The organism is Kitasatospora azatica KCTC 9699, from assembly GCF_000744785.1.
GTDB lineage: Bacteria > Actinomycetota > Actinomycetes > Streptomycetales > Streptomycetaceae > Kitasatospora > Kitasatospora azatica.
The window spans coordinates 4663321-4687826 of the sequence record NZ_JQMO01000003.1 but is presented as its reverse complement, the minus strand read 5'-3'; the positions used below and the strand labels follow the sequence as shown (position 1 = coordinate 4687826).

Genomic DNA, 24506 nt, shown 5'->3' with positions numbered 1-24506 from the left:
GGCTACGGCTGGGGGCTGCCCACCGACCGGCGGCCTACTGCCAGGTCTGCCAGTGCTGCTCGGCCTGCGGCTGCTGCTGGGGCTGGACCGGCTGGACCGGCTGCTCGGACTCGGGCATCGGCTGCGGCTGGTAGTACTCGTAGGACTGCTGCTGCGGGATGCCGTACTGGTACTGCGGCTGCCCCTGCCCCTGCCCCTGTGAAGGGTCGTACTGCTGCTGCCACTGCGGCTCGTACGGCACGTACTGCTGCTGCTCGTAGTAGCCGTACTGCTGGTAGTCGTACTGCTGCTGCTCGGCGTACGGGTAAGCCACCTGCTCCGGCAGCTGCGGCTGCTCCTGGTAGGAGGCGACCGTCTCGTAGACGCCGTAGTCCTCCTCCTCCGCCCCCGACTCCGGCGACCCGGCCGGGAACTGCGACCCGCCCTCCGGGTCGGCCTCCTCGACCGGACCGACCTCGCCGACCCGCTCCTGCTCGGCCACCACCGCGGCCGCCGCCACCCCGCTGGTGGCCGCGGCGAGCAGCGGGACCTTGGCGAGCGGACCGGGCAGCGCGCCGTCGGCCCGCCGCAGCGACCAGCCGTCCCGGTAGCCGTGCTTGACCGACAGGGTGACGAAGACCTGGCCGGCGGCGAAGGCCGCCGCCCCCACTCCGATCACCGGCACCGAGCGGATCGCCATCCCGGCGACCACCAGCAGGAACCCGCCGAGCGCGACGGCCCGCCAGTGCAGCGGGGCCCGGTTCTGCAGCAGCAGCTCGGCGATCAACCAGAGCGCGACCACGGCGAGGGCCGCATACAAGGCCAGCATCCCGATGCCCATCTGCGTCCTCCACCACAGCCCGGCGCGCGGCGCGCGTGTGCCGCGACTGTACCGGTTCCCCGGCTACCGCCCCACATCCCGTACGGGGACCGGTCTCAGCTCCGGTGCAGGCCCAGGTTCTGGTAGATCTGCAGCGTCGCGGTCGAACCGTTCAGGGTGATGAAGTGCAGGCCGGGCGCACCCTCGGCGAGCAGCCGCTCGGCCATCTCGGTGGCGTGCTCCATGCCGACCTCGCGCAGCGCCACCGGGTCGTCGACCACGGCGCGCAGCCGGGCCTCCAGCTCGGCGGGGAAGGCCGAACCGCTCAGCTGCGGGAAGCGCTCCAGCTGCCTGGCGTTGGTGACCGGCATGATCTCCGGGATGATCGGCGACTCGCAGCCGGCCGCCGCGACCCGGTCGCGCAGCTGCAGGTAGTCCTCCACCTCGAAGAACATCTGGGTGATCGCGTAGTCGGCACCGGCCCGCATCTTGGCCACGAAATGCCGGATGTCGTCGTCCCAGTTGGTGGACCGCGGGTGCATGTTCGGCGAGGCGGCGACGCCCACGCAGAAGTCGCCGATCCCCTTGATCAGCTCCACCAGCTCGTAGGCGTAGGTGAGGCCCTGCGGGTGGTTCACCCACTCGCCGGTCGGGTCGCCGGGCGGGTCGCCGCGGACCGCGAGGATGTTGCGCACACCCTGGTCGGCGTACTGGCCGATGATGTTGCGCAGCTCGGCCACCGAGTGGTCGACGGCGGTCAGGTGGGCGACCGGCGTCAGGGTGGTCTCGGTGGCGATCCGGCCGACCATGTTGACGGTCCGCTCGCGGGAGGAGCCGCCGGCGCCGTAGGTCATGCAGACGAAGTTGGGGTTGAGCGGCTCCAGACGGCGGATCGCGTCCCAGAGCTTGTGCTCGGCGGCCTCGTTGCGCGGAGGCATGAACTCGAAGGAGTAGGAGCGCTTGCCGGCCGCCAGGAGATCGCGGACCGTCTGAGCGCGGTCGGTTCTGGTGGAGGGAACGCCGAGTGCCATGTCCGCAGGTTATCCGCCGCAGGGCCGGAGCGAACAAACCACGTCCACGAGCTGAGACGATCTGTCCACCAGTTGAGGCAGGTCGGGACACCCGTGATCCCGGGGGCGGCTGGGACGCCGGTGACCTGCGCGGCGGTTAGTCTGATGACCATTCCCCGTACTTCGGAGTGCCTCGTGACCTCGCCCAGCCCCGCGCCCGCGCTGCCCCTCGACGTGGAGGCGGTCCGCACCCGGGTCGACGCCGCGCTCGCCCGGTTCATGGCGGAGCAGTACACCCTGCTGAGCGGCATCTCCCCCGACCTGTTGGCCGCCGCCGACGCGCTGCGGGACTTCCTGCTGGACGGCGGCAAGCGGCTGCGCCCCGCCTTCTGCTACTGGGGCTGGCGCGGCGCGGGCGGCGCGGCCGACAGCGCGGGCATCGCCAACGCGGCGGCCGCGCTGGAGCTGCTGCAGGCCAGCGCGCTGGTGCACGACGACCTGATGGACCGCAGCGACACCCGGCGCGGCCTGCCCTCGATCCACCGCCGCTTCGAGGCGCTGCACCGCGACCGCGGCTGGCGCGGCGACCGCGAGCAGTACGGCGCGGCGGCCGCCGTGCTGCTCGGCGACCTGCTGCTGATCTGGTGCGACGAGCTCTTCGTCCGCTGCGGGCTGGACCCGGCCGCGGTGCTGACCGCCAAGCCGGTCTTCGACCTGATGCGCACCGAGGTGATGGCCGGTCAGTACCTGGACGTGCTGGAGCCGGTGGCCGGCGACTCCACCGACGCCGGCGCGCTGACCCGGGCGCAGACCGTGCTGCACTACAAGTCGGCGAAGTACACCATCGAGCGCCCGCTCCAGGTCGGCGCCCGGCTCGCCGGGGCGAGCGACCAACTGGTCACCGCCTACGGCGAGTTCGGCCTGCCGCTGGGCGAGGCCTTCCAGCTCAGGGACGACCTGCTCGGGGTGTTCGGGGACCCCGCGGTGACCGGCAAGCCGGCCGGCGACGACCTGCGCGAGGGCAAGCGCACGCTGCTGGTGGCACTCGCGCTGCGCGCCCTGCCGCCCGCCGAGGCGGCGCTGCTCGACGCCCGCCTCGGCGCGCCCGGCCTCGGCGCGGCACAGATCGCCGAACTGAGCGACCTGGTGGCCAAGAGCGGCGCCCCCGAGCAGGTCGAGGAGCGGATCGAGCAGCTGATGGACCGCTCGCTCACCGCCCTGGCCGACGCCCCGCTGACCGACGAGGCGGCCCGGGAGACGCTGCTCGCGCTCGCCCGGGCCGCCACGGTCCGTCGGTACTGAGTCGGTGTTGAGTCGGTACTGAGTCCGGGCTAGGCCTGGGCCGCGAGCCGGCGGGCGAACTCGGCCGCGGCCGCGCCCGGGTCCTCGGCCGCGGTGATCGCCCGGACCACCACCACCCGGTTGGCGCCGGCCGCCAGCACCTCGTCCAGGTTGCCCAGGTCGATGCCGCCGATCGCGAACCACGGGCGGTCCGTCACCTGGGCGGCCGCGTACTCGACCAGGCCCAGGCCCGGCGCGTGCCGGCCCGGCTTGGTCGGGGTCGGCCAGACCGGCCCGGTGCAGAAGTAGTCCACCCCCGGTTCGGCGACCGCCGCGGCCACCTCGGCCTCGGCGTGGCAGGAGCGCCCGATCACCACGTCGGTGCCCAGGATCGCCCGGGCCGCCGGGACCGGCAGGTCGTCCTGCCCGAGGTGCAGCACCTGCGGGCGGGCCGCGTGCGCGACGTCCGCCCGGTCGTTCACCGCGAACAGCTTGCCGTGCCGGGCGGCCGCGTCCGCGAAGAGCTCCAGGTACTCCAGCTCCTGCTTGGCCTCCAGGCCCTTGTCCCGCAGCTGGACGATGTCGACGCCGCCGGCCAGCACGGCGTCCAGGAACTCGGCCAGGTCGCCCTGCTCACGCCGGGCGTCGGTGCACAGGTACAGCCGGGCGTCGGCCAGCTTCGCCCGGTAGTCGTCGAAGGCCGTCACAGCGACATGGCCTGGGCGCGCCGCTTGACCTCGGTACCGCGGTTCTCACGCAGCGCCTGGATCGGGCTACCGGGCAGCGACGGGTCCTCGGTGAAGAGCCACTCGAGGATCTCCTCGTCCGTGAACCGCCCGTCGCGCAGCACGGTCAGCGTGCCGGCCAGGTGCTTGACCAGGCCGTCGTCCTCGATGAAGGCCGCCGGGACCTGCAGCGCGTTGTTGGGACCGCGGCGCACCGCGATCAGCTTGTGGTCCTTGACCATTTGGCGGACCTCGGTGACCTGCACACCCCAGCGCTCGGAGATGTCGGGCAGGTAGGTCCAGTCCTGGACCAGGCGTTCGATGGTGGATTCCGTCTCGCTACTCACAGCACCAGCCTGCCATCTATCCGGCCGGACTCGCACCAACCGCGTTCTTGAGCGGCACCTCCGGGTCCGCCGCCAGGGCCGGGTCCACCGCTCGGCCCTGGTCGATCAGCCGCCGGCCCTGGGCCAGGTCCCGCGGCCGGTCCACCGCGAGCACGGCGGTCAGCGCGCCGTCGCGCAGCCACAGTGCGCTCCAGGAGGCGTCCTCGGGCGAGCCGCGCCAGAGCAGCCGGTCGCCCGGCGCGTGCCGGCCCGCGTACTGGACCATCCGCCCGAACTGCTCGGACCAGAAGTACGGCACCGGGTCGTACGGCGCCTCGCCGCCGAGCAGCCCGGCGGCGGCCGCCCGGCCGGAGTGCAGCGCGTGGTCCCAGTGCTGGACGGTGATCCGCTCGCCGAACCGGGCCGACGGGTAGCTGACGCAGTCGCCCACCGCCCGGACGCCGGGCAGCGAGGTGCGCAGTTGCTCGTCCACCAGGACCGCGCCGGCCGCGTCGAGCGCGATGCCCGAGCCGGCCAGCCACCCGGTGTCCGGGCGGGCGCCGATGCCCACCACCACCTGGTCGGCGGCCAGCTCGCTGCCGTCCGCGAGCAGCACCGCGCCCGACTCGACCGCGACCACCCGGGCGCCGAGCCGCAGGTCCACCCCGGCTGCCGCGTACCAGCGCTCCATCGGCGTGGTCAGCTCCGGCGGCAGCGCGCCGGCCAGCGGCGCGTCGGCGGCCTCCAGCACGGTCACCTCGCAGCCCAGCTGCCGGGCGGCGGTGGCGGTCTCGGCGCCGATCCAGCCGGCGCCGACCAGCACCAGCCGGGTGCCGGGGGTGAGCACCTCACGCAGTGCCAGCGAATCGTCGACGGTCCGCAGCAGCCTCTCCTCGGCCGCGCCGGGCAGTCGGATCGCGGCGGCGCCGGTGGCGATCACCAGGTGGTCGAAGGGGAGCTCCCCCGCGTCGGTGCGCAGCACTCCGGGCGCCACGCCGGTGGCCGTCCGGCCGAGCAGCAGCTCGACGCCGAGCTGCGCCCAGTCCAGGTCGAAGTCGGTCCGGTCGGCCTTGGCGAGCAGCACGTCCTTGGAGAGCGGCGGACGGTCGTACGGCAGGTGCGGCTCCGCGCCGACCAGTCTGACCGGCCCGCGCCAGCCGCCCTCCCGCAGCGCCACCGCACACTGCGCCCCCGCCATCCCGGCGCCGACGATCACCACCCGCTCATCTGCCACCGGGCCACTGTAGGGCCTCTCTTTGGATCTTGTCGGGTCAGCGCGCGGCGGTGGGCGCCCGGCTGGGCGCGCCCGGCAAGATCCAGAAGAGAGGCCCCAGCGAGGCGGTCACGTCCCAGCCCATGGTCCGCCGCTTCAGCCACCCGATGGCCCGGCGTTATGGTGGGGGCGTCCTCACGGGAGCCCGGCGCACCGGGCTGAGAGGCGGGCTGCGGCGGCCTGCGACCGTCCGAACCTGATCCGGGTCATTCCGGCGAAGGGAGAACCGTTCTCTTGTCACGCTTCAAGGACGGTGCACACACCGATGTGCTGGTGATCGGCGGCGGCATCATCGGCCTCGGTCTCGCCTGGCGCACCGCACAGCGCGGGCTGCGGGTGACGGTGGTCGACCCGGCCCACGGCGGCGGGGCGGCGCAGGTCGCCGCGGGCATGCTGGCCCCGGTCACCGAGCTGCAGTACGGCGAGGAGCCGCTGCTGCGGCTGGGCATCGCCTCCAACACCCGCTACGCCGACTTCTGCGCCGAGCTGACCGAGCTCACCGGCCTGGACACCGGCTACCGCGCCACCGGCACCCTCGCGGTCGCGCTGGACGCCGACGACAAGGCCGAGCTGAGCGAGCTGCACGCCTTCCACCAGCGCCTCGGTCTGGACTCGCAGTGGCTGACCGGCCGCGAGGCCCGCCGGCTCGAGCCGATGCTGGCCCCGGGCATCCGGGCCGGCCTGCACGTGGCCGACGACCACCAGGTGGACGGGCGCCGACTGTCGACCGCGCTGGTGCGCGCCTGCGAGCTGGCCGGCGTCGGCCTGCTCCGGGCCGAGGCCGTCGAGCTGCTGGTCGAGGGCGACCGGGCCCGCGGCGTCAGGCTCGGCACAGGCACGGGGGTCCCCCCGGTCGAAGGCTGGGGGACGCTGACGGCCGATCAGCTGGTGCTCGCCGCCGGCTCCCGCAGCCACCTGCTGCCCGGCCTGCCCGCCGACCTGATCCCGGCGATCCGCCCGGTCAAGGGCCAGATCCTGCGCCTGCGGATCCCGCAGCCGTACGCCCCCTTCCTCTCCCGCAACGTCCGCGCGGTGGTCCGTGGCGGGCACCTGTACATGGTGCCGCGCGCCGACGGCGAGCTGGTGATCGGCGCCACCAGCGAGGAGCAGGGCTACGACACCACCGTCACCGCCGGCGGCGTCTACGAGCTGCTGCGGGACGCGCACGAGCTGGTCCCGGGGATCACCGAACTGCCGCTGGTGGAGACCAGCGCCGGCCTGCGCCCGGGTTCGCCCGACAACGCCCCGCTGCTCGGTCCGACCGCACTGCCCGGCCTGGCCGTCGCCACCGGTCACTACCGCAACGGCGTGCTGCTCACCCCGGTCACCGCCGACCTGCTCGCCGAGTACCTGGCCACCGGCGCCGTACCCGCCCTCGCCACCCCCTTCTCCCCCAGCCGCTTCCGTGTCCTGGAGACCTCCTCATGAGCCAGATCCCCCTCACCGTCAACGGCGAGCCGCGCGAGGTGGCCGAGGAGGCGACCCTCGCCGAGCTGGTCGCCGAGCTGAGCAAGGCGCCCTCGGGCGTGGCCGCGGCCGTCAACGAGACGGTGGTGCCGCGCGGCTCCTGGTCCGGCACCCGGCTGGCCGCCGGGGACCGGGTGGAGATCCTCACCGCCGTGCAGGGAGGCTGACCGCCATGGCCGACGACCTTTTGACCATCGCCGACACCACCTTCAGCTCCCGCCTCATCATGGGCACCGGCGGGGCGCCCAGCCTCGAGGTGCTGGAGCAGGCGCTGCGGGTCTCCGGGACCGAGCTGACCACGGTGGCGATGCGCCGGGTGAACGCCAGCACCCAGGGCTCGGTGCTGGACGTGCTGACCCGCAACGGCATCCGGATCCTGCCCAACACCGCGGGCTGCTTCACCGCCGGCGAGGCCGTGCTGACCGCCCGGCTGGCCCGCGAGGCACTCGGCACGGACTGGGTGAAGCTCGAGGTGATCGCCGACGAGCGGACCCTGCTGCCGGACGCGGTCGAGCTGCTGGACGCCGCCGAGACCCTGGTGGACGAGGGCTTCACGGTGCTGCCCTACACCAACGACGACCCGGTGCTGGCCCGGAAGCTGGAGGACCTCGGCTGCGCGGCGATCATGCCGCTGGGCTCGCCGATCGGCTCCGGCATGGGCATCCGCAATCCGCACAACTTCCAGCTGATCGTGGAGAGCGCGAACGTCCCGGTGATCCTGGACGCCGGCGCGGGCACCGCCTCCGATGTCGCGCTGGCGATGGAACTGGGCTGCTCGGCGGTGATGCTGGCCTCGGCGGTCACCCGGGCCCAGGAGCCGGTGCTGATGGCGGACGCGATGCGCAGGGCCACCGAGGCGGGCCGCCTCGCCTACCGGGCCGGCCGGATCCCGCGCCGGTTCCACGCCGAGGCCTCCTCCGCGATGGCCGGCCGCGCCGACCTGGACCACCGCGAGCGGCCCGCGTTCTGACGGGCCGTGCCGAACCATGACATCCGGGTCACCCAACCGTGTTCTGGCCACCCCTACACTCCTCGGGTGGACATGACGTTGAACGACCCTCTGATCGGTGCGCTGCTGGACGGCCGTTATCGGGTCGAGGAGCGCATCGCGGTGGGCGGCATGGCCACGGTCTACCGCGGCACCGACACCCGGCTCGACCGGGTGCTGGCGCTCAAGGTGATGCACCCGGGGCTGGCCGGCGACGCCGAGTTCACCGAGCGGTTCATCCGGGAGGCCAAGGCCGTCGCCCGGCTGTCGCACCCCAATGTGGTCAACGTCTTCGACCAGGGCGCGCACGACGGCGTGGTCTTCCTGGCGATGGAGTACGTACCCGGGCGCACCCTGCGGGACCTGCTCAGCGACCGCGGCGCGCTCTCGGCGCGGGCCGCGCTGGACGTGCTGGAGCCGGTGCTGGCCGCACTGGGCACCGCGCACCGGGCCGGGCTGGTGCACCGCGACGTCAAGCCGGAGAACGTGCTGATCACCGACGGCGGCCTGGTCAAGGTCGCCGACTTCGGCCTGGTCCGCCAGCTGACCGGCGCCTCGGTGACCGACACCACCACGCCCGGCGTGATCATGGGCACGGTCTCCTACCTGGCGCCCGAGCAGATCCAGTCGCAGGGCGGCACCGACCAGCGGGTGGACGTCTACGCCGCCGGGATCATGCTCTACGAGCTGCTGACGGGCAGTAAGCCGTACCTCGGTGAGAACCCGATGCAGGTGATCTACCGTCACCTGCACGAGGACGTGCCCGCACCCTCGCTGGTGGTCCCCGCACTGCCCGCCGAACTGGACGCGATCGTCGCGGCCGCCACCGCGCGCGACCCGCAGGCCCGGCCGTGGGACGCGGTGGAGCTGCTGGCCGCGCTGCAGCGGTTGCGGCGCCAGCTGACACCGGCTCAGCTGGACGCCGAGCCGCCGGCCTCGACCCGGCAGACCCCGCGGTTCGCCTCGACCGAGGCCACCTCGGTGATCGCGGCGCCGCCGGAGCGCACCAGCGTGCTGGCCGAGCCGCTGCTGCCGCCGGTCCGGCCGTACCACGAGCCCACGCCGGTCCGTCCGGCCCGCTCGGCCCGGTCCCGGCGCTCGCGCCGCCCGCTGGTCTGGGGCGCGGTGCTCGCCGCCCTGCTCGCGGTGGTCACCGCCACCAGCTACCTGCTGTCCGGCGCCGTCTACACCAAGGTGCCCAGCGTGCTCGGTCAGAGCCAGGCGCAGGCCGTCAGCACGCTGGGCGGCGCCGGGCTGCAGGGGAAGTTCGGGCAGGCGTTCAGCGAGACCGTCCCGTCGGGGCAGGTGATCAGCACCGACCCGGGCGTGGGGCAGAAGGTCCGCAAGAGCGACGGGGTGAAGGTCACCGTCTCCAAGGGTCCGGAGCGGATCGGCGTGCCGGACGTCGCCGGCAAGCCGCTGGACCAGGCGCGGAGCCTGCTGACCGCGGCCCGGCTGACCCCCGGCACCAGCACCGAGGACTTCAGCGCGACCGTGCCGCAGGGTTCGGTGATCTCCACCTCGCCGGCCGCCGGGCAGCCGCTGCCGGTGAACGCGCCGGTGGCGCTGGTGGTCTCCAAGGGCCCGCAGCCGGTACCGGTGCCGGACACCACGGGCAAGCCGGTGGACCAGGCGCAGAGCCTGCTGACCGGCGCGGGCTTCAAGGTGGCGCTCGGCACCGACCAGGCCTACTCGGACACCGCGCCGGCCGGTGCGGTCGCGGCGCAGGACGTCACCGGGACCGCCGCGCCCGGGACCACCGTCACCCTGACCCTGTCCAAGGGCCCGCAGCCGGTGGCGGTGCCCAACGTGACCGGGCTGAACGAGTCGGACGCCACCAAGGCGCTGACCGCGGCCGGGTTCAAGGTGAAGAGCACCGGGCTGAACTTCTTCGGGCTCAGCTCGGTCTCCTCGCAGAGCCCCACGGCCGGGCAGCAGGCGCCCAAGGGCTCGACGGTGACGATCAAGTTCTGACCGCCGGCTGCCGGCTAGCGCAGCGGGCCGTCGCCCGGCTCCTCCTGGTAGGAGTAGCGCTGCTCGGTCCACGGGTCGGCGCGGTTGTGGTAGCCGCGCTCCTCCCAGAAGCCGCGCCGGTCGGCGGTCATGTACTCGACCGCGCGCACCCACTTGGGGCCCTTCCACGCGTACAGCTGCGGGACCACCAGGCGGACCGGGAAGCCGTGCTCGACGGTCAGCGGCTCGCCGTTGTGGTGGGTGGCGAAGACGGTGCGGGGGTCGGCGAAGACGGCCAGCGGGAGGTTGGCGCTGTAGCCGTACTCGGCCCAGACCATCACGTGGGTGACCTCGGGGGCGGGCGGCACCAGCTCGAGGACGGTGCGCGCCGCCACTCCGCTCCACTCGCTGTCCAGCATCGAGAAGCGGGTCACGCAGTGGAAGTCGGCCCGCACGGTGACCCGGGGCAGCAGGTGGAAGCCTTCGTGGTCCCAGCTGTGCTTCTCGCCCGAGGCGGTCGCGCCGAAGACCTGGAAGTCCCAGGTCAGCGGCTTGAACCTGGGAACCGGCCCGTAGTGCAGAACCGGCCAGCCGCGCTGCATGCGCTGGCCGGGCGGGAGCCTGGGGTCAGACGGCGACGCTGGTTCTTGCTCGGACTGACCCATGGCTCCATGGTGACAGACGGCGGACGGCGCCAGTCGCGCGCCCCTCAGCGGGTTCCGCACGCTCCTCCGAATGCCTTAATCAGCCTCAAATCGGTCAATGCGACACATAAACGAGTGAGCGTGAACTTACTGGAAATATCACCCGCAGCGGTGCCAGGATGCGTCCAACCAGAGCGCGCGACGCAGTCAGGAAGGCAACGCCATGAAGGGCGACCCCGAGGTCATCGAGTTCCTCAACGAGCAGCTCACCGCCGAGCTGACAGCCATCAACCAGTACTTCCTGCACGCGAAGATGCAGGAGAACTTCGGCTGGACCAAGCTCGCCAAGTACACCCGGCACGAGTCCTTCGACGAGATGAAGCACGCCGAGGCGCTCACCGACCGGATCCTGATGCTCGACGGCCTGCCCAACTACCAGCGGCTCTTCCACGTCCGGATCGGCCAAACCGTCAAGGAGATGTTCGAGGCGGACCGGCAGGTGGAGGTCGAGGCGATCGACCGGCTGCGGCGCGGCATCGTGGTGATGCGGGCCAAGAACGACATCACCTCGGCCAATGTCTTCGAGTCGATCCTGGCCGACGAGGAGAACCACATCGACTACCTGGACACCCAGCTGGAACTGGTCGAGAAGCTCGGCGAGGCGCTCTACCTGTCGACGTTGATCGAGCAGCCCGAGGAGAGCTGACCCTCAGACCGACCGGCTCAGGCGATCCGCCGGACCTTCGCGGGCAGCTTCTGGGGCAACGGCTCGGCCGGGAGGTTGAGCTCGGGGTCGGCCAGCCCCAGCTTGGCGGCCAGCCTGGCTGTCGGGCACGGACGGCCGCCGTGCTCGCCGAGCAGCGCCTGGATCCGTCGCACGCAGGAGCCGCAGTCGGTGCCCGCCCTGCAGCCCTGGGCTATCTGACGGGGCGAGTTGGCGCCCTTGTCGATGGCCTGCTTGACCTGGTCCTCGGTGACCGCATGACACATGCACACGTACATCGCGGTCTCTCCCAGGGTGGTGCGGGGACTGAGGTCTTTCAGCTAAGCCTTACCTTACCTGGCGTTCCCGGGACGAAAAAGGCCCTGCCCCTCATCGAGGGACAGGGCCTTCGTCACACTGGCCTTAGGTGGCCGCTTGGTGAGCTGCTCCTCCACTACGTCGCAGCTCAGTCGCTCGGCGGTCAGTGCCCCCGGTACATCTCCGCCACCAGGAAGGCCAGGTCCAGCGACTGGCTGCGGTTGAGCCGCGGGTCGCACGCCGTCTCGTAGCGCTGGTGCAGGTCGTCCACCAGCACCTCGTCGCCGCCGCCCACGCACTCGGTGACGTCGTCGCCGGTCAGCTCCACGTGGATGCCGCCCGGGTGGGTGCCGAGGCCGCGGTGCACCTCGAAGAAGCCCTTGACCTCGTCCAGCACGTCGTCGAAGCGTCGGGTCTTGTGCCCGGTCTCCGCCTCGAAGGTGTTGCCGTGCATCGGGTCGCAGATCCAGACCGGCTGCGCGCCGGAGGCGGTGACCTTCTCCACCAGGGTGGGCAGGTGGTCGCGGATCTTGCCCGCGCCCATTCGGGTGATGAAGGTGAGCCGGCCCGGCTCGCGCTCCGGGTCGAGCCGCTCGATCAGGGTCAGCGCCTCGTCCACCGTGGTGGTGGGGCCGAGCTTGATACCGATCGGGTTGCGGATCTTGGAGGCGAACTCGATGTGCGCGTGGTCCAGCTGCCGGGTCCGCTCGCCGATCCAGACCATGTGGCCGGAGACGTCGTAGAGCTCGCCGGTGCGCGAGTCCACCCGGGTCAGGGCGGTCTCGTAGTCCAGCACCAGGGCCTCGTGCGAGGAGTAGAACTCGACCGTCTTGAACTCCTCCGGCGCGACCCCGCAGGCCTGCATGAAGCTCAGCGCGTTGTCGATCTCCTTGGCCAGGCGCTCGTAGCGCTGCCCGGCCGGCGAGTTGCGCACGAAGTCCTGGTTCCAGGCGTGCACCTGGCGCAGGTCGGCGTAACCACCGGTGGTGAAGGCGCGGACCAGGTTGAGCGTGGCGGCGGAGGCGTTGTACATCCGCTTCAGGCGCTCGGGGTCCGGGCGGCGGGACTCCGGGGTGAACTCGAAACCGTTCACCGAGTCACCGCGGTAGACCGGCAGGGTCACGCCGTCGCGGGTCTCGGTCGGCTTGGAGCGCGGCTTGGAGTACTGGCCGGCGATCCGGCCGACCTTGACCACCGGGACGGAGGCGGCGTACGTCAGCACGGCCGCCATCTGCAGCAGGGTCTTCAGCTTGTTGCGGATCTGCTCGGCCGAGACGCCGTCGAAGGCCTCGGCGCAGTCGCCGCCCTGCAGCAGGAACGCCTCGCCACGCGCGACGGCACCGAGCCGGGCGCGCAGCTGGTCGCACTCGCCGGCGAAGACGAGGGGCGGATACGAGGCGAGGTCCGCAAGAGCGGTGCGCAGCGCCTCAGGATCCGGCCATTCAGGCTGCTGCGCCGCGGGCAGGGACTGCCAGGAGTGGGGTTCGTTCACGGTCACGCCAGCAAGGCTACGGGGTGCGACAACCGATTTGTGCGTGCTGCCCGCGTGGTGAGACACCTGACGGACATTTCCCGGGTCCTCGTCCCAGGGCGCTCGTCGCGGCGATCCGATCGGCTACTGTCGCTCCCATGAACGCGCCGCACACCTTCTCCTGGTGGTGGACCATCCCCCGGGTGGCCCACTGATCGCGCGTCCCTGACGACACGACGGCCGCCCCTCGGGGCGGCCGTCTGTGTGACTGCGGACGGCCTCCCGGTAGAGCGGACCCCCTTCTCCCGGAAAGAAGCCGCACGTGACCAGTTCCACAGGCACCGCCGCCCTGCTCGCACGCCTGACCGCCCCCGGAGCGCCCGCCTTCGCCCTGCTGCACCGCCGGGCACCGCGGCTGGCGCCCGACACGGTGGAGCTGCTGATCGGCGAGGTCGGCTGCTACCAGACCCTTGCCGAGCTGCCACTGCCCACCGGCGCGCCCGCCGACGGCCGGCCGTGCCACGACCTGCTCGCCCTGGTGCCCTACCGGCAGATCCGCGAGCGGGGCTTCGAGGCGCACGACGACGGCACCCCGCTGCAGGCGCTGCGGGTGGCCGAGCAGTACACGCTGCCGCTGGCGGAGGTGCTGGCCGCGCTGCCCGAACTGCCGGTGCGGCTGACCGGCGGCGCCTTCGACATCGACGACGAGCAGTACGCCGGGATCGTCCGCCGGGTGATCAAGGACGAGATCGGCAACGGCGAGGGCGCCAACTTCGTGATCCGGCGCGACTTCCGGGCCACCCTGGCGGACTGCTCCACGGAGCTGATGCTCAGCCTCTTCCGTCGCCTGCTGGCGCAGGAGCGCGGCGCCTACTGGACCTTCCTGGTGCACACCGGTGAGCGGGCCCTGGTCGGGGCCTCCCCCGAGGTCCACGTCCGCCAGTCCGGCGGCACGGTGGTGATGAACCCGATCTCCGGCACCTACCGCTATCCGGCCGAGGGCCCGAGCCTGGACTCGCTGCTGGCCTTCCTGCACGACCCCAAGGAGCGCGAGGAGCTCACCATGGTGGTCGACGAGGAACTCAAGATGATGTGCACCGTCGGCGACCTCGGCGGCCAGGTGCTCGGCCCGCGGCTGAAGGAGATGGCCCACCTCGCGCACACCGAGTACGAGCTGCGCGGGCGCACCTCGCTGGACGTGCGCGAGGTGCTCAAGGAGACCATGTTCGCGGCCACCGTCACCGGCAGCCCCGTGCAGAACGCCACCCGGGTGATCCGCCGTTACGAGCCCACCGGGCGCGGCTACTACGCGGGCGCGTTGGCGCTGATCGGGCGTTCGGCCAGCGGCGGGCAGCAGCTGGACTCGCCGATCTGCATCCGCACCGCGGACATCGACCCGGCCACCGGCTCGCTGGTGGTACGGGTCGGCGCCACCCTGGTGCGGCACTCCGACCCGGACTCCGAGGTGGCCGAGACGCACGCCAAGGCGGCCGGCGTGCTGGCCGCGATCGGCGCCCGGCCCGGCCCGGCCCGCAGCACCGCCCGCGAGGGCAGCCCGCGGCTGGCCGACGACCACCGGGTGCAGGCGGCCTTCGACGCCCGACGGGCCGACCTGGCGCCGTTCTGGCTGCGGATGCAGCAGCCGCCGGCGCCCGCCCAGCCGGAGCCCACCCTGGTGGTGGACGGCGAGGACACCTTCACCGCGATGCTCGCCCACCTGCTGCGCTCGCTCGGCCACCAGGTCTCGGTGCTGCGCTACGACACCCCGGGCCTGCGCGAACTGGTCGCCGCGCACACCGGCCCGCTGGTGCTCGGCCCCGGCCCCGGCGACCCGGCCGACGCCGCCGACCCGAAGATGGCGGTGCTGCGGCCGATCGCCGCCGAGGCACTGGCCGCCGCCCGCTCCGGGGCCCGGACCGCGCCGCTGCTCGCCGTCTGCCTCAGCCACCAGTTGGTCAGCGCCGAGCTGGGCCTGCCGCTGCACCGCAAGGCCGTGGTCTACCAGGGCGCCCAGGAGACCGTCGACCTGTTCGGCACGCCGCGCACGGTCGGCTTCTACAACACCTTCACCGCGCGCTGCTCGGATGCCGACCAGGCCCGGTTGGCCGGCCTGGGGATCGAGGTCTCCCGGGACCCGCGGACCGGCGATGTGCACGGCCTGCGCGGTCCGGGCTTCGCCACCCTGCAGTTCCACCCGGAGTCGGTGCTGACCACCGACGGCGTCGGCATCGTGGCCGAGCTGCTCCGGGTGGGGGCGGCCCTCCCGCGCTGACCTTCAGCCGACCGTCGTGGGGGTGGGCGGGTCCGCCCGCTCACCCCTCGTCGAGGCCCTGCTCGATCGCGTAGCGGACCAGCTCGACCCGGTTGTGCAGCTGCAGCTTGCCGAGGGTGTTCTGCACGTGGTTCTGCACCGTGCGGTGCGAGAGCACCAGCCGGTCGGCGATCTGACGGTACGACAGGCCCTTGGCCACCATCCGCAGCACCTCGGTCTCGCGGGTGGTCAGCCGCGGCACGGCCGACTGCCCCGGGCCGGGCTCGGCGGCGGCCGGTTCGGCGGCCAGCCGGCGGAACTCGCCGAGCACCAGGCCGGCCAGCCCCGGGGTGAAGACCGGGTCGCCGACCGCCGTCCGGCGCACCGCGTCCAGCAGTTCCTCGCGCCCGGCCGACTTCACCAGGTACCCGGTGGCGCCCGACTTCACCGCCTCCAGCACGTCCGCGTGCTCCCCGCTGGCCGAGAGCACCAGCACCCGTACCGTCGGGTCCTGCGCCACCACCTGTCGGCAGACCTCCACCCCGGGCAGCTCGGGCAGGTTGAGGTCCAGCACCAGCACCTGCGGCCGGGCCGCCCGGGCCCGACGCACCGCCTCCGGCCCGTCCCCCGCGGTGGCCACCACCTCGAACCCGGCGTCCGCCAGGTCCCGGGCCACCGCCTCCCGCCACATCGGGTGGTCGTCCACCACCATCACCCGCAGCGCCTGCGTCATGACCCCTCCCTGGGGACTCTCAGTTCCACCTCGACACCCTCCCCGGGCGCGGCGAAGAACTGCGCCGAGCCGCCCAGGTCACGCAGCCGGCCCTCGATCGACTGCGCCACGCCGAGCCGGCCGGCCTGCCGCGCCTCGGCCAACCGGCCGGCCGGGAAGCCCGGGCCGTCGTCGCGGACCGAGACGGTCACCTCCGCCGGCTCGTCCTCCAGCAGGATCCAGGCCCGGGCGGTCGGGCCGGCGTGCCGGCGCACGTTGTCCACCGCAGCGCCGACCGCCGCCGCCAGTTCGGCCGCGGCGGCGCCGGGCAGCAGGACGGGCGTGGCGGGCATCGCCACGCTCACCCGCTCGTCCTCGTACGGTGCCAGCAGCTCGCGCAGGTCCCGCTCGGCGCCCGGTGTCTGACGGGGGATCGTCACGCCGGTCATCAGGGCCCGCAGCGCCCGCTCCTGCTCCCCCGCCAGCCGGCCGAGCTCGCCCGCCGCCTGGCGCTGCACCAGGGCCAGCACCTGCAGCACCCCGTCGTGGATGTCCCGGGAGAGCCGCTCCCGCTCCCGGGTGGCCGCCTCCACCCGCAGCGCCTCGGACAGCGTCGCCTCGCCGGCCCGGGCCAGTTCGATCACGTACCCGATCGCGCATCCGGCCACCATCAGCAGCACGCAGTTGTGCACGTTGTCGCCGGTGAAGCCGCCGTGGCCGAGGACGTTGGCCGCGCCGATCACCGACCCGGCCACCGCCGCGGGCCGCCAGCCGGCCTTGGCCGCGCAGCCGAGCACGGTGCCGGCCGCCCAGATGGTCGGCAGGGTCAGCGAGCCGGCGGCGACCCGCGCCGGGGTGTCGTAGAAGCCGCTGAGCACGATGCCGGTCACCGCCACCGCCAGGTCCAGGGCCAGCACCGGCCAGCCGAGCCGGGTCGGGCTGGCGAAGGCGCGCAGCGTGGCCAAGGTCCAGATGACCAGGGCGCCGAGGTAGATCCAGCCGGAGACCGGGTGGGCGAACCGGTGGTAGGAGGCGGCGTAGCGGGCCAGCGCGTAGCCGAGCGCGAGCACCCGGAAGACGCTGATGGCCCGCCAGAGCGGCAGCTCCACCGACATGCCGCCGGCTGCCACCGCCCCGTCCGGGCCACTGCGCAGTACTGCCATCCCCCGCTCCCCCCGACCGCTGTCCCCCGACCGCGTACTAGTCCTGCTTCGCGTCCTTCTCCTGCTTCTCCTGCTCGGCCTTCTCCAGGGCCTGCCGCTCCTTCTCCGCGGCCCGCTCCGCGGCGCGCTCGGCCCGCTGCTCGGCGCGGCGCTCGGCGTCGGCACGCTTCTTGTCATCGGCGATCTGCCGCTTGGCGGCGGTCGCGTAGATGTCCACGTACTCCTGGCCGGAGAGCCGCATGATCTCGTACATCACCTCGTCGGTGACCGAGCGCAGGATGAAGCGGTCGTTCTCCATGCCCTGGTAGCGGGAGAAGTCCAGCGGGCGGCCGATCCGGATGCCGGGGCGGATGCCGAACTTGGGGATCACCTGGCCGGGCGGCTGCACCTTCTCGGTGTCGATCATCGCCACCGGGATCACCGGCGCGCCGGTCTGCAGCGCCACCCGGGCGAGCCCCCCGACCTTGCCGCGATAGAGCTTGCCGTCGGGCGAGCGGGTGCCCTCGGGGTAGACGCCGAACAGCTCGCCGCGGTCGATCACCGCGATCGCGCTGCGGATCGCCGCCTCGCCGGCCCCGCGCACCCCGGAGCGGTCCACCGGGAGCTGGCCGACGCCCTTGAAGAAGGCGGCGGTCAGCTTGCCCTTGATGCCGGGCGTGTTGAAGTACTCGGCCTTGGCGATGAAGGTCACCCGACGCTTCATCAGGGCGGGCAGGAAGAAGGAGTCCGAGAACGAGAGGTGGTTGCTCGCGATGATCGCCGCACCTTCGTCGGGGATGTTCTCCGCACCTTCCATCCACGGCCGGAAGAAGATCCGCAGCATCGGCGCGACGATCATCTTCATCAGTCGGTAGAACAACCCGGACCTCCTGTATTGCAGACCGGTCGATCCTAATGCCCCGACGGCCCCCGCAGCGCACCCGGCACCGGGCCGGGTCTGTACGGACCGCCGGGGGCGTGGGACGATGCGGCTCCCGACGCCGTCGCCGATCGAGGAGCCCGCGGATGCCCCTGCTGCCCGGAGCCGAACCGTTCCACCACCGCGGTGGCCCGACCGGCGTGCTCCTGTGCCACGGTTTCACCGGCTCCCCGCAATCGCTGCGTCCCTGGGCCGAGCACCTCGCGGCAGCCGGCCTGACCGTGGCGCTGCCGCTGCTGCCCGGTCACGGCACCCGGTGGCAGGACCTGCAGGTGACCCGCTGGGAGGACTGGTACGCCGAGGTCTCCCGGGAGCTGCTGCTGCTCGCCGAGGAGTGCGAGCAGGTCTTCGTCCTCGGTCTCTCGATGGGCGGCGGCCTGGCGCTCAAGTTGGCCGCCGACTTCGGCGAGCGGGTGGCCGGGGTCGTCGTGGTCAACCCCTCGGTGCGCTCCGACAACCCCGCGACGGTGCTGCTCCCGGTGCTGCGCCACCTGGTCCCCAGCCTGCCCGGGATCGCCAACGACATCGCGCTGCCCGGCGCCACCGAGCTCGGCTACGACCGGGTTCCGCTGCACGCCGCCTGGTCGCTCAGCCGGCTCTGGCACGAGGTCCAGCAGTCCCTCCCCCGGGTCTCGCAGCCCGTCCTGCTCCTGCGCAGCCCGCAGGACCACGTGGTTTCGCCGGCGAACTCCGCACTCGTCCTGTCCCGGATATCCTCGGTCGATGTGACGGAGCGGCTGTGCGAGCGCAGCTTCCACGTGGCGACCCTGGACCACGACGCCGAACTGATCTTCGAGGAATCTCTCGGGTTCGTCCGACGGTTGTCCAAGGCGACGCAGCCCACCGAGGCCACCGACCAGCGGGGCTGAGGGCCACCAGGACCGAAGGGCCGGCAGTGCACGAGCACGAGCAGGAGAACACCCCCGCGGGCGACGACGAGGAGCGCCCCCCGGAGACCGAACGACGCCCCGCCCCCGGCAGCCAGGCCGAGCAGGACGCCATCTTCGCCGCGCTGGTCGCCCAGTTCGACGACCCGGTGGACCTCAACCGCCCCGACTGGCCCGAGATCGAGAACCTGCGGGCCAAGAACGACCTGTCCGGCCTGACCCCCCAGCCCCGTCCCCGGCCCACCCCCGGCCCGCGCGACTGGGACGCCGCCGAGGACCCCGACGAGGGCCACTTCGTCCCGCCCGAGCCGCCGCCGCTGCCGGCCGGCGACACCACCGCCAAGTTCGCCTGGATCGCCGTCCTCGGCGGCCCCGCCCTGCTGCTCTTCGACGCCCTGGTCTGGCGCGAGGTGGCCGGCTGGCCCGCCTGGGTGGGCCTCACCGCCTTCCTGGGCGGCTTCACCACTCTCGTCATCCGGATGAAGGACCGCAACGAGGACGAGCCCCCGGACCCGCACGGCGGCGCGGTCGTCTGACCCCTGACGCCTGAAGTGCGAAGGCGGGTGTGCCCATCGGGGCACACCCGCCTTCGTTCTGTTGACGGACGGTCAGAACCGGGTCGTCACCGAGGCTCCGGTGAAGGGGCTGGTGGCGTTGTAGAGGCTGATGTAGTTCCAACCGGGCTGCGGGTTGCTGATGGTGAGGGTGTGCGGACCGGCACCGGTGGCGGCGGCGGTGTGCGCGCTGCTGGTGGCCCAGCCGGTGGGGTTGTAGTAGAGGTCGGCGGAGCCGGTGCTGGTGATGGTGAGGGACTTGGTGCCGGCCGGGACGGAGAGGTAGAGGTAGGAGTAGTTGCCGGCGGTGGCCGAGAGGTTGGAGCGCCTGCAGTTCTGGCCCAGCTGCCGCTTGTCGGCCGCGGTGCACTCGGAGGCGCCGGTGACGGTGACGGTCTGGCTGCTGGTGGCGCTGACGCCCTGGCTGTTGGTGACGGTCAGTCGGACGGTGTAGCTGCCGGCGGCCGGGTAGGTCTTGACCGGGTTGGCCGCGGTGGAGGCGGTGCCGTCACCGAAGTCCCAGCTGCGCGAGGCGGCGCCCGTTGAGGTGTCGGTGAAGGAGACCGTCAGGTCGGTGGCCAGCGCGGTGAACGAGGCGGTCGGCGGCTGGCTGCCCGCGTTGCAGGCACCGGCGCCGCAGGCGGCCAGCCAGTTCGCCCAGTCGGCGTCGTAGCGGGTGCCGATACCGGTCAGCAGGTTGAGCGCGGCGGTGTAGTTGCCGGACCGGTAGTCGCCGAGCAGGGTGTCCACGTCGGCCCGGTGCTTCTCCAGCATGTAGCGGACCGAGAGGTAGCCCCACGGGTAGACCCGGTCCTGGCCGCTGTCGTAGGTGTTGGCGAAGATCGTGCTCAGCGGGTAGCTGCCCCGGGCGGCATCGGCCACCGCCTCGGTGTCGGTGACGCCGCGGTAGGTGTAGGAGACGTACTCGGCCAGGCCCTCGATCCACCAGATGGTGTCGGCGGTGGAGGTGGCGGCGGTGAAGTCGCCGAGGGTGTCGAAGCGGCCGTCGAGGTAGTGGGTGTACTCGTGGTTGAGGTTCCAGATGTCGGCCGCGAAGCCGTCTCCGGGGATCTGGTAGGCGACGAACCGGGGCTGGTTGCCGGGCGCGGCCGGGTCGCCCTCGAGGTAGATCCCGCCGTTGTCGGTGCTCATCCCGAAGATGGTGCCGGCGTAGGTCTGGTAGTCGGCGTTGGAGTGGAAGACGTCGACCTCGATGGTGGTGTTGTTGTCGTTGGCCACCGGGCCGGAGTCCTTGACCAGGCCGTGGAAGAAGGCGTCCTGGCTGCGCAGGCTGGCGCAGGCGGCCGTCAGCTGGTCGGAGGTCAGCGCCTGGGCGACGATCCGGATGCTCGGGCTGCAGGTGTAGTTGATGGTCAGTACGGCCGCGCGCAGCCGGTTGGCCAGGTCGCAGGTGCCGTAGTAGGCGCAGTTGGCCTGGTCGTAGGCGTCGGTCTGCTGCGCGATGCCGACCCAGAGCGGGGCGGTCGTGCCGGAGATCGAGGAGCGGTCGAGCAGGCCCTTGGCCAGCGGGCGGACCGTGCCGAGCAGGTTGGTGTCCTGCAGGAACCGGGCCAGTTCGGTGCCGGCGTTGGACTCCAGGTAGCCCTGGTCGGTGCCGAGCAGGGCGAGGTGGGCGCCGGCGAAGGAGTCGAGGGTGTCGATCACGCTCGGGTCGGCCTCGGTCGCCGCGACGAAGTCGGCGTTCTGGTGGCCGCGGAAGAGCACGGTGTAGGTGTTGTTGACGGCGAGCAGCATCGAGTACGAGCCGTTGTAGCGGGACGGGTCGTAGCCGTTGAGCAGGCGCTTGACCACGTACAGGTAGCGGGCGTTCTCGCCGGCGCTGTCGATCAGCGTGACGGCCTCGGCGAGCACCGCGCCGTTGGCCTCGCTCACGTCCTGGCTGTGCGGGGCGGCGTAGAAGCCGTCCAGGCCGGACCGGATCGCGGTCTGCAGCGCGGTGCCGTAGCTGCCGACATCACCGGAGTGGTACCACTGCACGAAATAGCCGGCCCGCAGGTAGAGCACCAACTCCTCGACCTGGGTGGAGTCGTCGCCCGGGTAGCTCGGCGCGGCATCGCGCAGCGCGTAGGCGACGGTGGTCATCTGGGACTCCTGGAAGGCCAGATGGGCATCGTTGCCGGTGAGGTTGAAGAGCGAGTTGACGCAGTCGACGCCGGCCGACTTGATCGCCCGGACCAGCGCGCTGCCGGTGGCACCGGTGAACGCGCCGGTGGAGCAGCTGGCGGCCGCGGTCCGGCCGAGCTGCGCAGCGGCGGCCGGCTTGCGGGGGTCCTTCGGGGTGGCGGAGAGCGGCGGGCGGTCCTTGGCCGCACTCGCGCTCGCGCGCTGGTCCTCGCTGACGGTGGCGCTTCCGGTGCCGGGCCGTGGGGGCAGCCCGGGTCGCGCGGCACCGGTACTGGCACTGGCGCCGGCGTGGACGGCGGCAGGCGCGGCGTGCGCCTGGCCCTGCGGCGCGGCCAGGCCGAGACCGACGGTCAGCGCCAGGGTGGCTATCAGGAGTCGGGGCAGGTGCTTCCCGACCGGTAGGGCTCTCACGTGGGGGTCTCCCGGTGTGGGGGGCCGCACTTGGGACGTGCGGACCGGACGGTGAGGACCGTGGCAGGCAGCGGGCATGACGGATCGTCAGTGCAGTGGGGTTCCGTCAACGCTTGCACACGGTGGGGCGTGTGACATGTACCATTGCATACATCACATGGCCCGTGAAGACATCCGTCCGGGCGAGCAGGGCGGAACGTTCACCGGAACGTTCACACCGTCAGAAACCGTTATCCCGCGGCGCGCTCGGGGTCGGCCGGCACCCGCAGCACCGCGATCACCGGCAGGTGGTCGGTGGCCGCCAGCAGCTCCTCGCGCGGCAACGACGGGACGCCGCAGGCCAGCACCTCGATCCCGGGCGAGGCGAAGACGGCGTCGAGGCGCTGGAACGGGTCCCCGGGCCGCGAGGTGTACTCGCCGCCCCAGGGGGCGGTAGCCCAGCCGTCCTGGTAGCGCTTCGCCAGCAGGCCCCAACCCTCGTGCTCGGGGTGCTCGTTGAAGTCCCCGCCGATCACCGAGTGGGGCAGGCCGAGGGACTGCTCGGGCAGCAGCTGGAACTGGGTCAGCCGCTCCGGCGGATCGACGCTCAGATGGCAACTGGTCAGCGCGAACGGCACCGCACCGCCGATCCGCACCACCGCCGTGGCGAAGCCGCGGGCGTGCAGACCGCGCCGCTTGGGCAGCAGCCGGTCGGCCCGCCGCAGCACCTGCGCCCGCAGCGTGCCGAGCAGCAGCGGACCGGCGGCGGTGCGGCCGCCGCCGGAGAGGATCACCGTGCCGGTGTTGCGGGCCAGCCAGGCCGCCTGGCCCTCGGGCCGCCAGTACCGGGGTGACTCCTGCACGCAGACCAGGTCCGGCCCGCACTCCCTGATCACCCGGACCAGCGCGCGCCGGTCGTCGCGCTGCGAGCGGATGTTGTAGCTCAGCACGCGGACGATCTCGCCGCCGTCGGCCTGGGGCCCGGACGGCGGCAGGTCGGCGATCCGACCGGAGGCGGCAGCAGTCACCCCCGACACGCTACCGGCTCCGCCGTGGCGGAGCCGGTAGTCCACGAAACAGCCCTGAGGGAGGGTCAGCGGGTGCGGGCCAGGTCGCCGGCGCCCACGATGCCCGCCGCCGACCCCATCGAGGCCAGCACCACCTCGGCGCGCGGCCGGTGCACCCCGCCGGTCAGGTACTTCTCGAAGGCCTTGGCCACCGGGTCGAGCAGCAGCCGGCCGGAGTCGGAGACCCCGCCGCCGAGCACGAAGACGCCCGGGTCGAAGAGCGCGGCCAGGTCGGCCATGCCGCGACCCAGCCAGTCGGCGACCTCCTCGTAGCAGTCCAGCGCCAGCGGGTCGCCGTCCTCGGCGGCTTCGGTGATGTGGATGCCGCGGATGGTCTCGGCCACCCCGTCGTTCAGCTCCAGCATCCGCTTGCCGGCCACCGGGTCGGCCGCCGCCTTCTCCCGGCCGTAGCGGCGCAGCGCCCGGCCCGAGGCGTACTGCTCCCAGCAGCCCCTGCCGCCGCAGCCGCAGAGCAGACCGTCCGGGACCATGTTGAGGTGGCCGATCTCGCCGGCCACGCCGAACCGGCCGCGGTGCAGCCGCCCGTCCAGCACGATGCCGCCGCCGATGCCGGTGCCGACGGTGATCAGCACCATGTCCGAGTGCTCGGCCGCCGCGCCGAACCGGAACTCGGCCCAGGCGGCGCTGTTGGCGTCGTTCTCCACCACCGTGTCGAGGCCGGTGAGCTCCTCGATCCGGGTGCGCAGCGGCTCGTTCTCCCAGGCGATGTTGGGGGCGAAGATCACCGTGGAGCGGTCGCGGTCCACGAAGCCGGGCGCGCCGACGCCCACGGCGGTGACCTCGCGGTACTGCTCCCTGAGCTCGCGCACGGCATTGGCGATGGCGTCGACCGCCCACTGCGGGTCGGCCGGGGTGGGTACCCGGGTCCGGGCCAGGATCTCGCCGGTCTCGTCGACCACGCCGGCCGCGATCTTGGTACCGCCGACGTCGACGCCGATGGTCAGAGCCATGTGTCCCTCAGTCATTCGCTCGTGCCCGATGGGCGGAACGGTATCCGCCCGGCCGTGCTCCCGTACACACCTGGCCATACATTAACCGAAGACAAGGCGCAGGGAACCCCGCCGGAAGGCTTCAATAGTCGTACGATTCGAACCTGTCGGTAGTAGCTAGGTGCCGCTCGGTAGTGAGGTCTAGACGACTTGAAGGGCTGCGTGGAACCGATTGAACGCTCGTTCAGTCGTCCAGGTCGATCTGCTCCGACTCCGCACGCTCGGGCGCCGACCAGCGGCGTTCATGCCCCGCTATGGCCGCGCGGTAGGCGGACAGCAGCTCGTTGCCTGCCGCCGCGAGGTGCCCGAACACCTCCGGGTTCTGCTCCCGGAAACGGCCGAAGGCCTGCTGGGCCTGATCGGTCAGGGCCGAGGCGAGCTTGCGCGCCTCGTCGACCAGGGGGTTGTCGACAGGTTCTGAACCGCTCATGGCACCCCTCCCTCTCCGCC

Annotated in this window: 24 protein-coding genes and 1 riboswitch; of the genes, 9 read left to right on the top strand and 15 right to left on the bottom strand. The window is 72.5% G+C overall.

Annotated features, from left to right (window positions below; translation table 11 throughout):
* Positions 1-34: 34 nt before the first annotated feature.
* On the bottom strand, positions 35-820 hold the full coding sequence (locus tag BR98_RS31515) for a hypothetical protein (protein WP_051970542.1): 786 nt from the start codon (positions 818-820) through the stop codon (positions 35-37).
* A gap of 95 nt (positions 821-915) precedes the next feature.
* Positions 916-1830 (bottom strand): methylenetetrahydrofolate reductase [NAD(P)H], encoded by a 915-nt coding sequence (gene metF, locus BR98_RS31510; protein ID WP_035850198.1) that lies wholly within the window; start codon positions 1828-1830, stop codon positions 916-918.
* Positions 1831-2004: 174 nt separating this feature from the next.
* On the opposite strand from metF, the gene BR98_RS31505 reads away from it, so the two are divergent.
* Entirely contained in the window at positions 2005-3111 is a 1107-nt protein-coding gene (locus tag BR98_RS31505) for a polyprenyl synthetase family protein (protein ID WP_035850196.1), read from the top strand.
* 29 nt (positions 3112-3140) lie between these two features.
* Here BR98_RS31505 and thiE read toward each other — a convergent pair whose 3' ends face one another.
* From thiE to BR98_RS31490, 3 genes are read right to left on the bottom strand one after another with little or no spacing between them, the layout of a single operon-like run.
* Entirely contained in the window at positions 3141-3797 is a 657-nt protein-coding gene (thiE, locus tag BR98_RS31500) for a thiamine phosphate synthase (RefSeq protein ID WP_035850194.1), read from the bottom strand.
* Positions 3794-4162, bottom strand: coding sequence for an Rv2175c family DNA-binding protein (locus BR98_RS31495; RefSeq protein WP_035850192.1), 369 nt, complete (start codon positions 4160-4162; stop codon positions 3794-3796). Before BR98_RS31495 ends, thiE begins: the two co-directional genes overlap by 4 nt.
* 16 nt (positions 4163-4178) lie before the next feature.
* Complete coding sequence (locus BR98_RS31490; protein WP_051971230.1) at positions 4179-5339, bottom strand: NAD(P)/FAD-dependent oxidoreductase; 1161 nt, start codon at positions 5337-5339, stop codon at positions 4179-4181.
* A gap of 202 nt (positions 5340-5541) precedes the next feature.
* A riboswitch (TPP riboswitch) is annotated at positions 5542-5654 on the top strand.
* Here BR98_RS31490 and thiO point away from each other — a divergent pair.
* The 4 genes from thiO (at position 5649) to pknB (ending at position 9843) form a co-directional block, all read left to right on the top strand.
* Positions 5649-6842 (top strand): glycine oxidase ThiO, encoded by a 1194-nt coding sequence (thiO, locus tag BR98_RS31485; protein ID WP_035850188.1) that lies wholly within the window; start codon positions 5649-5651, stop codon positions 6840-6842. It overlaps the preceding riboswitch by 6 nt.
* A complete protein-coding gene (thiS, locus tag BR98_RS31480) occupies positions 6839-7048 on the top strand; it encodes a sulfur carrier protein ThiS (protein WP_157538008.1) in 210 nt (69 codons plus the stop codon). The genes thiO and thiS overlap by 4 nt, the downstream gene beginning before the upstream one ends.
* Positions 7049-7053: 5 nt before the next feature.
* Positions 7054-7851, top strand: coding sequence for a thiazole synthase (locus tag BR98_RS31475; protein WP_035850186.1), 798 nt, complete (start codon positions 7054-7056; stop codon positions 7849-7851).
* A gap of 72 nt (positions 7852-7923) precedes the next feature.
* The gene (gene pknB, locus BR98_RS31470; protein ID WP_232247949.1) at positions 7924-9843 is read left to right on the top strand and encodes a Stk1 family PASTA domain-containing Ser/Thr kinase; all 1920 of its coding nucleotides are present in this window, start codon (positions 7924-7926) and stop codon (positions 9841-9843) included.
* A 14-nt stretch (positions 9844-9857) separates the two neighbouring features.
* Here the strand turns inward: pknB and BR98_RS31465 are convergent, their stop codons facing one another.
* Positions 9858-10487 (bottom strand): sulfite oxidase-like oxidoreductase, encoded by a 630-nt coding sequence (locus BR98_RS31465; protein ID WP_035850182.1) that lies wholly within the window; start codon positions 10485-10487, stop codon positions 9858-9860.
* Between the two features lie 202 nt (positions 10488-10689).
* Between BR98_RS31465 and bfr the strand changes: the two genes are divergently transcribed.
* On the top strand, positions 10690-11172 hold the full coding sequence (gene bfr / locus BR98_RS31460; protein WP_035850180.1) for a bacterioferritin: 483 nt from the start codon (positions 10690-10692) through the stop codon (positions 11170-11172).
* A 17-nt stretch (positions 11173-11189) separates the two neighbouring features.
* On the opposite strand, the gene BR98_RS38565 is transcribed toward bfr, so the two are convergent.
* Positions 11190-11468 carry a (2Fe-2S)-binding protein gene (locus BR98_RS38565; protein WP_083977212.1) on the bottom strand — a complete coding sequence of 93 codons (279 nt, stop codon included), beginning with the start codon at positions 11466-11468 and terminating at the stop codon, positions 11190-11192.
* Between the two features lie 182 nt (positions 11469-11650).
* Entirely contained in the window at positions 11651-12985 is a 1335-nt protein-coding gene (locus BR98_RS31450; protein ID WP_035850178.1) for a class II 3-deoxy-7-phosphoheptulonate synthase, read from the bottom strand.
* 295 nt (positions 12986-13280) lie between these two features.
* Between BR98_RS31450 and BR98_RS31445 the strand changes: the two genes are divergently transcribed.
* A complete protein-coding gene (locus BR98_RS31445) occupies positions 13281-15230 on the top strand; it encodes an anthranilate synthase family protein (protein ID WP_035850176.1) in 1950 nt (649 codons plus the stop codon).
* Between the two features lie 40 nt (positions 15231-15270).
* On the opposite strand, the gene BR98_RS31440 is transcribed toward BR98_RS31445, so the two are convergent.
* Genes BR98_RS31440 through BR98_RS31430 form a run of 3 tightly spaced genes read right to left on the bottom strand, consistent with a single transcriptional unit; the run spans position 15271 to position 17928 of the window.
* Entirely contained in the window at positions 15271-15942 is a 672-nt protein-coding gene (locus tag BR98_RS31440) for a response regulator (RefSeq protein ID WP_035850170.1), read from the bottom strand.
* Positions 15939-17084, bottom strand: coding sequence for a MacS family sensor histidine kinase (gene macS, locus BR98_RS31435; RefSeq protein ID WP_232247729.1), 1146 nt, complete (start codon positions 17082-17084; stop codon positions 15939-15941). The genes BR98_RS31440 and macS overlap by 4 nt, the downstream gene beginning before the upstream one ends.
* A gap of 37 nt (positions 17085-17121) precedes the next feature.
* Positions 17122-17928 (bottom strand): lysophospholipid acyltransferase family protein, encoded by an 807-nt coding sequence (locus tag BR98_RS31430; RefSeq protein ID WP_035854492.1) that lies wholly within the window; start codon positions 17926-17928, stop codon positions 17122-17124.
* 161 nt (positions 17929-18089) lie between these two features.
* On the opposite strand from BR98_RS31430, the gene BR98_RS31425 reads away from it, so the two are divergent.
* Complete coding sequence (locus BR98_RS31425) at positions 18090-18872, top strand: alpha/beta hydrolase (RefSeq protein ID WP_035850167.1); 783 nt, start codon at positions 18090-18092, stop codon at positions 18870-18872.
* Between the two features lie 26 nt (positions 18873-18898).
* Positions 18899-19426, top strand: a complete 528-nt coding sequence (locus tag BR98_RS31420; protein WP_063774868.1) for a hypothetical protein — start codon at positions 18899-18901, stop codon at positions 19424-19426.
* A gap of 72 nt (positions 19427-19498) precedes the next feature.
* On the opposite strand, the gene BR98_RS31415 is transcribed toward BR98_RS31420, so the two are convergent.
* From BR98_RS31415 to BR98_RS31400, 4 genes are all read right to left on the bottom strand, one after another.
* Positions 19499-22000, bottom strand: coding sequence for a collagenase (locus BR98_RS31415; RefSeq protein ID WP_035850165.1), 2502 nt, complete (start codon positions 21998-22000; stop codon positions 19499-19501).
* A 230-nt stretch (positions 22001-22230) separates the two neighbouring features.
* Positions 22231-23007 carry an endonuclease/exonuclease/phosphatase family protein gene (locus BR98_RS31410; RefSeq protein ID WP_035850162.1) on the bottom strand — a complete coding sequence of 259 codons (777 nt, stop codon included), beginning with the start codon at positions 23005-23007 and terminating at the stop codon, positions 22231-22233.
* Positions 23008-23072: 65 nt separating this feature from the next.
* On the bottom strand, positions 23073-24017 hold the full coding sequence (locus tag BR98_RS31405; protein ID WP_035850160.1) for an ROK family glucokinase: 945 nt from the start codon (positions 24015-24017) through the stop codon (positions 23073-23075).
* 223 nt (positions 24018-24240) lie between these two features.
* On the bottom strand, positions 24241-24486 hold the full coding sequence (locus BR98_RS31400) for a DUF5304 family protein (protein WP_051970537.1): 246 nt from the start codon (positions 24484-24486) through the stop codon (positions 24241-24243).
* Between the last annotated feature and the right edge of the window lie 20 nt (positions 24487-24506).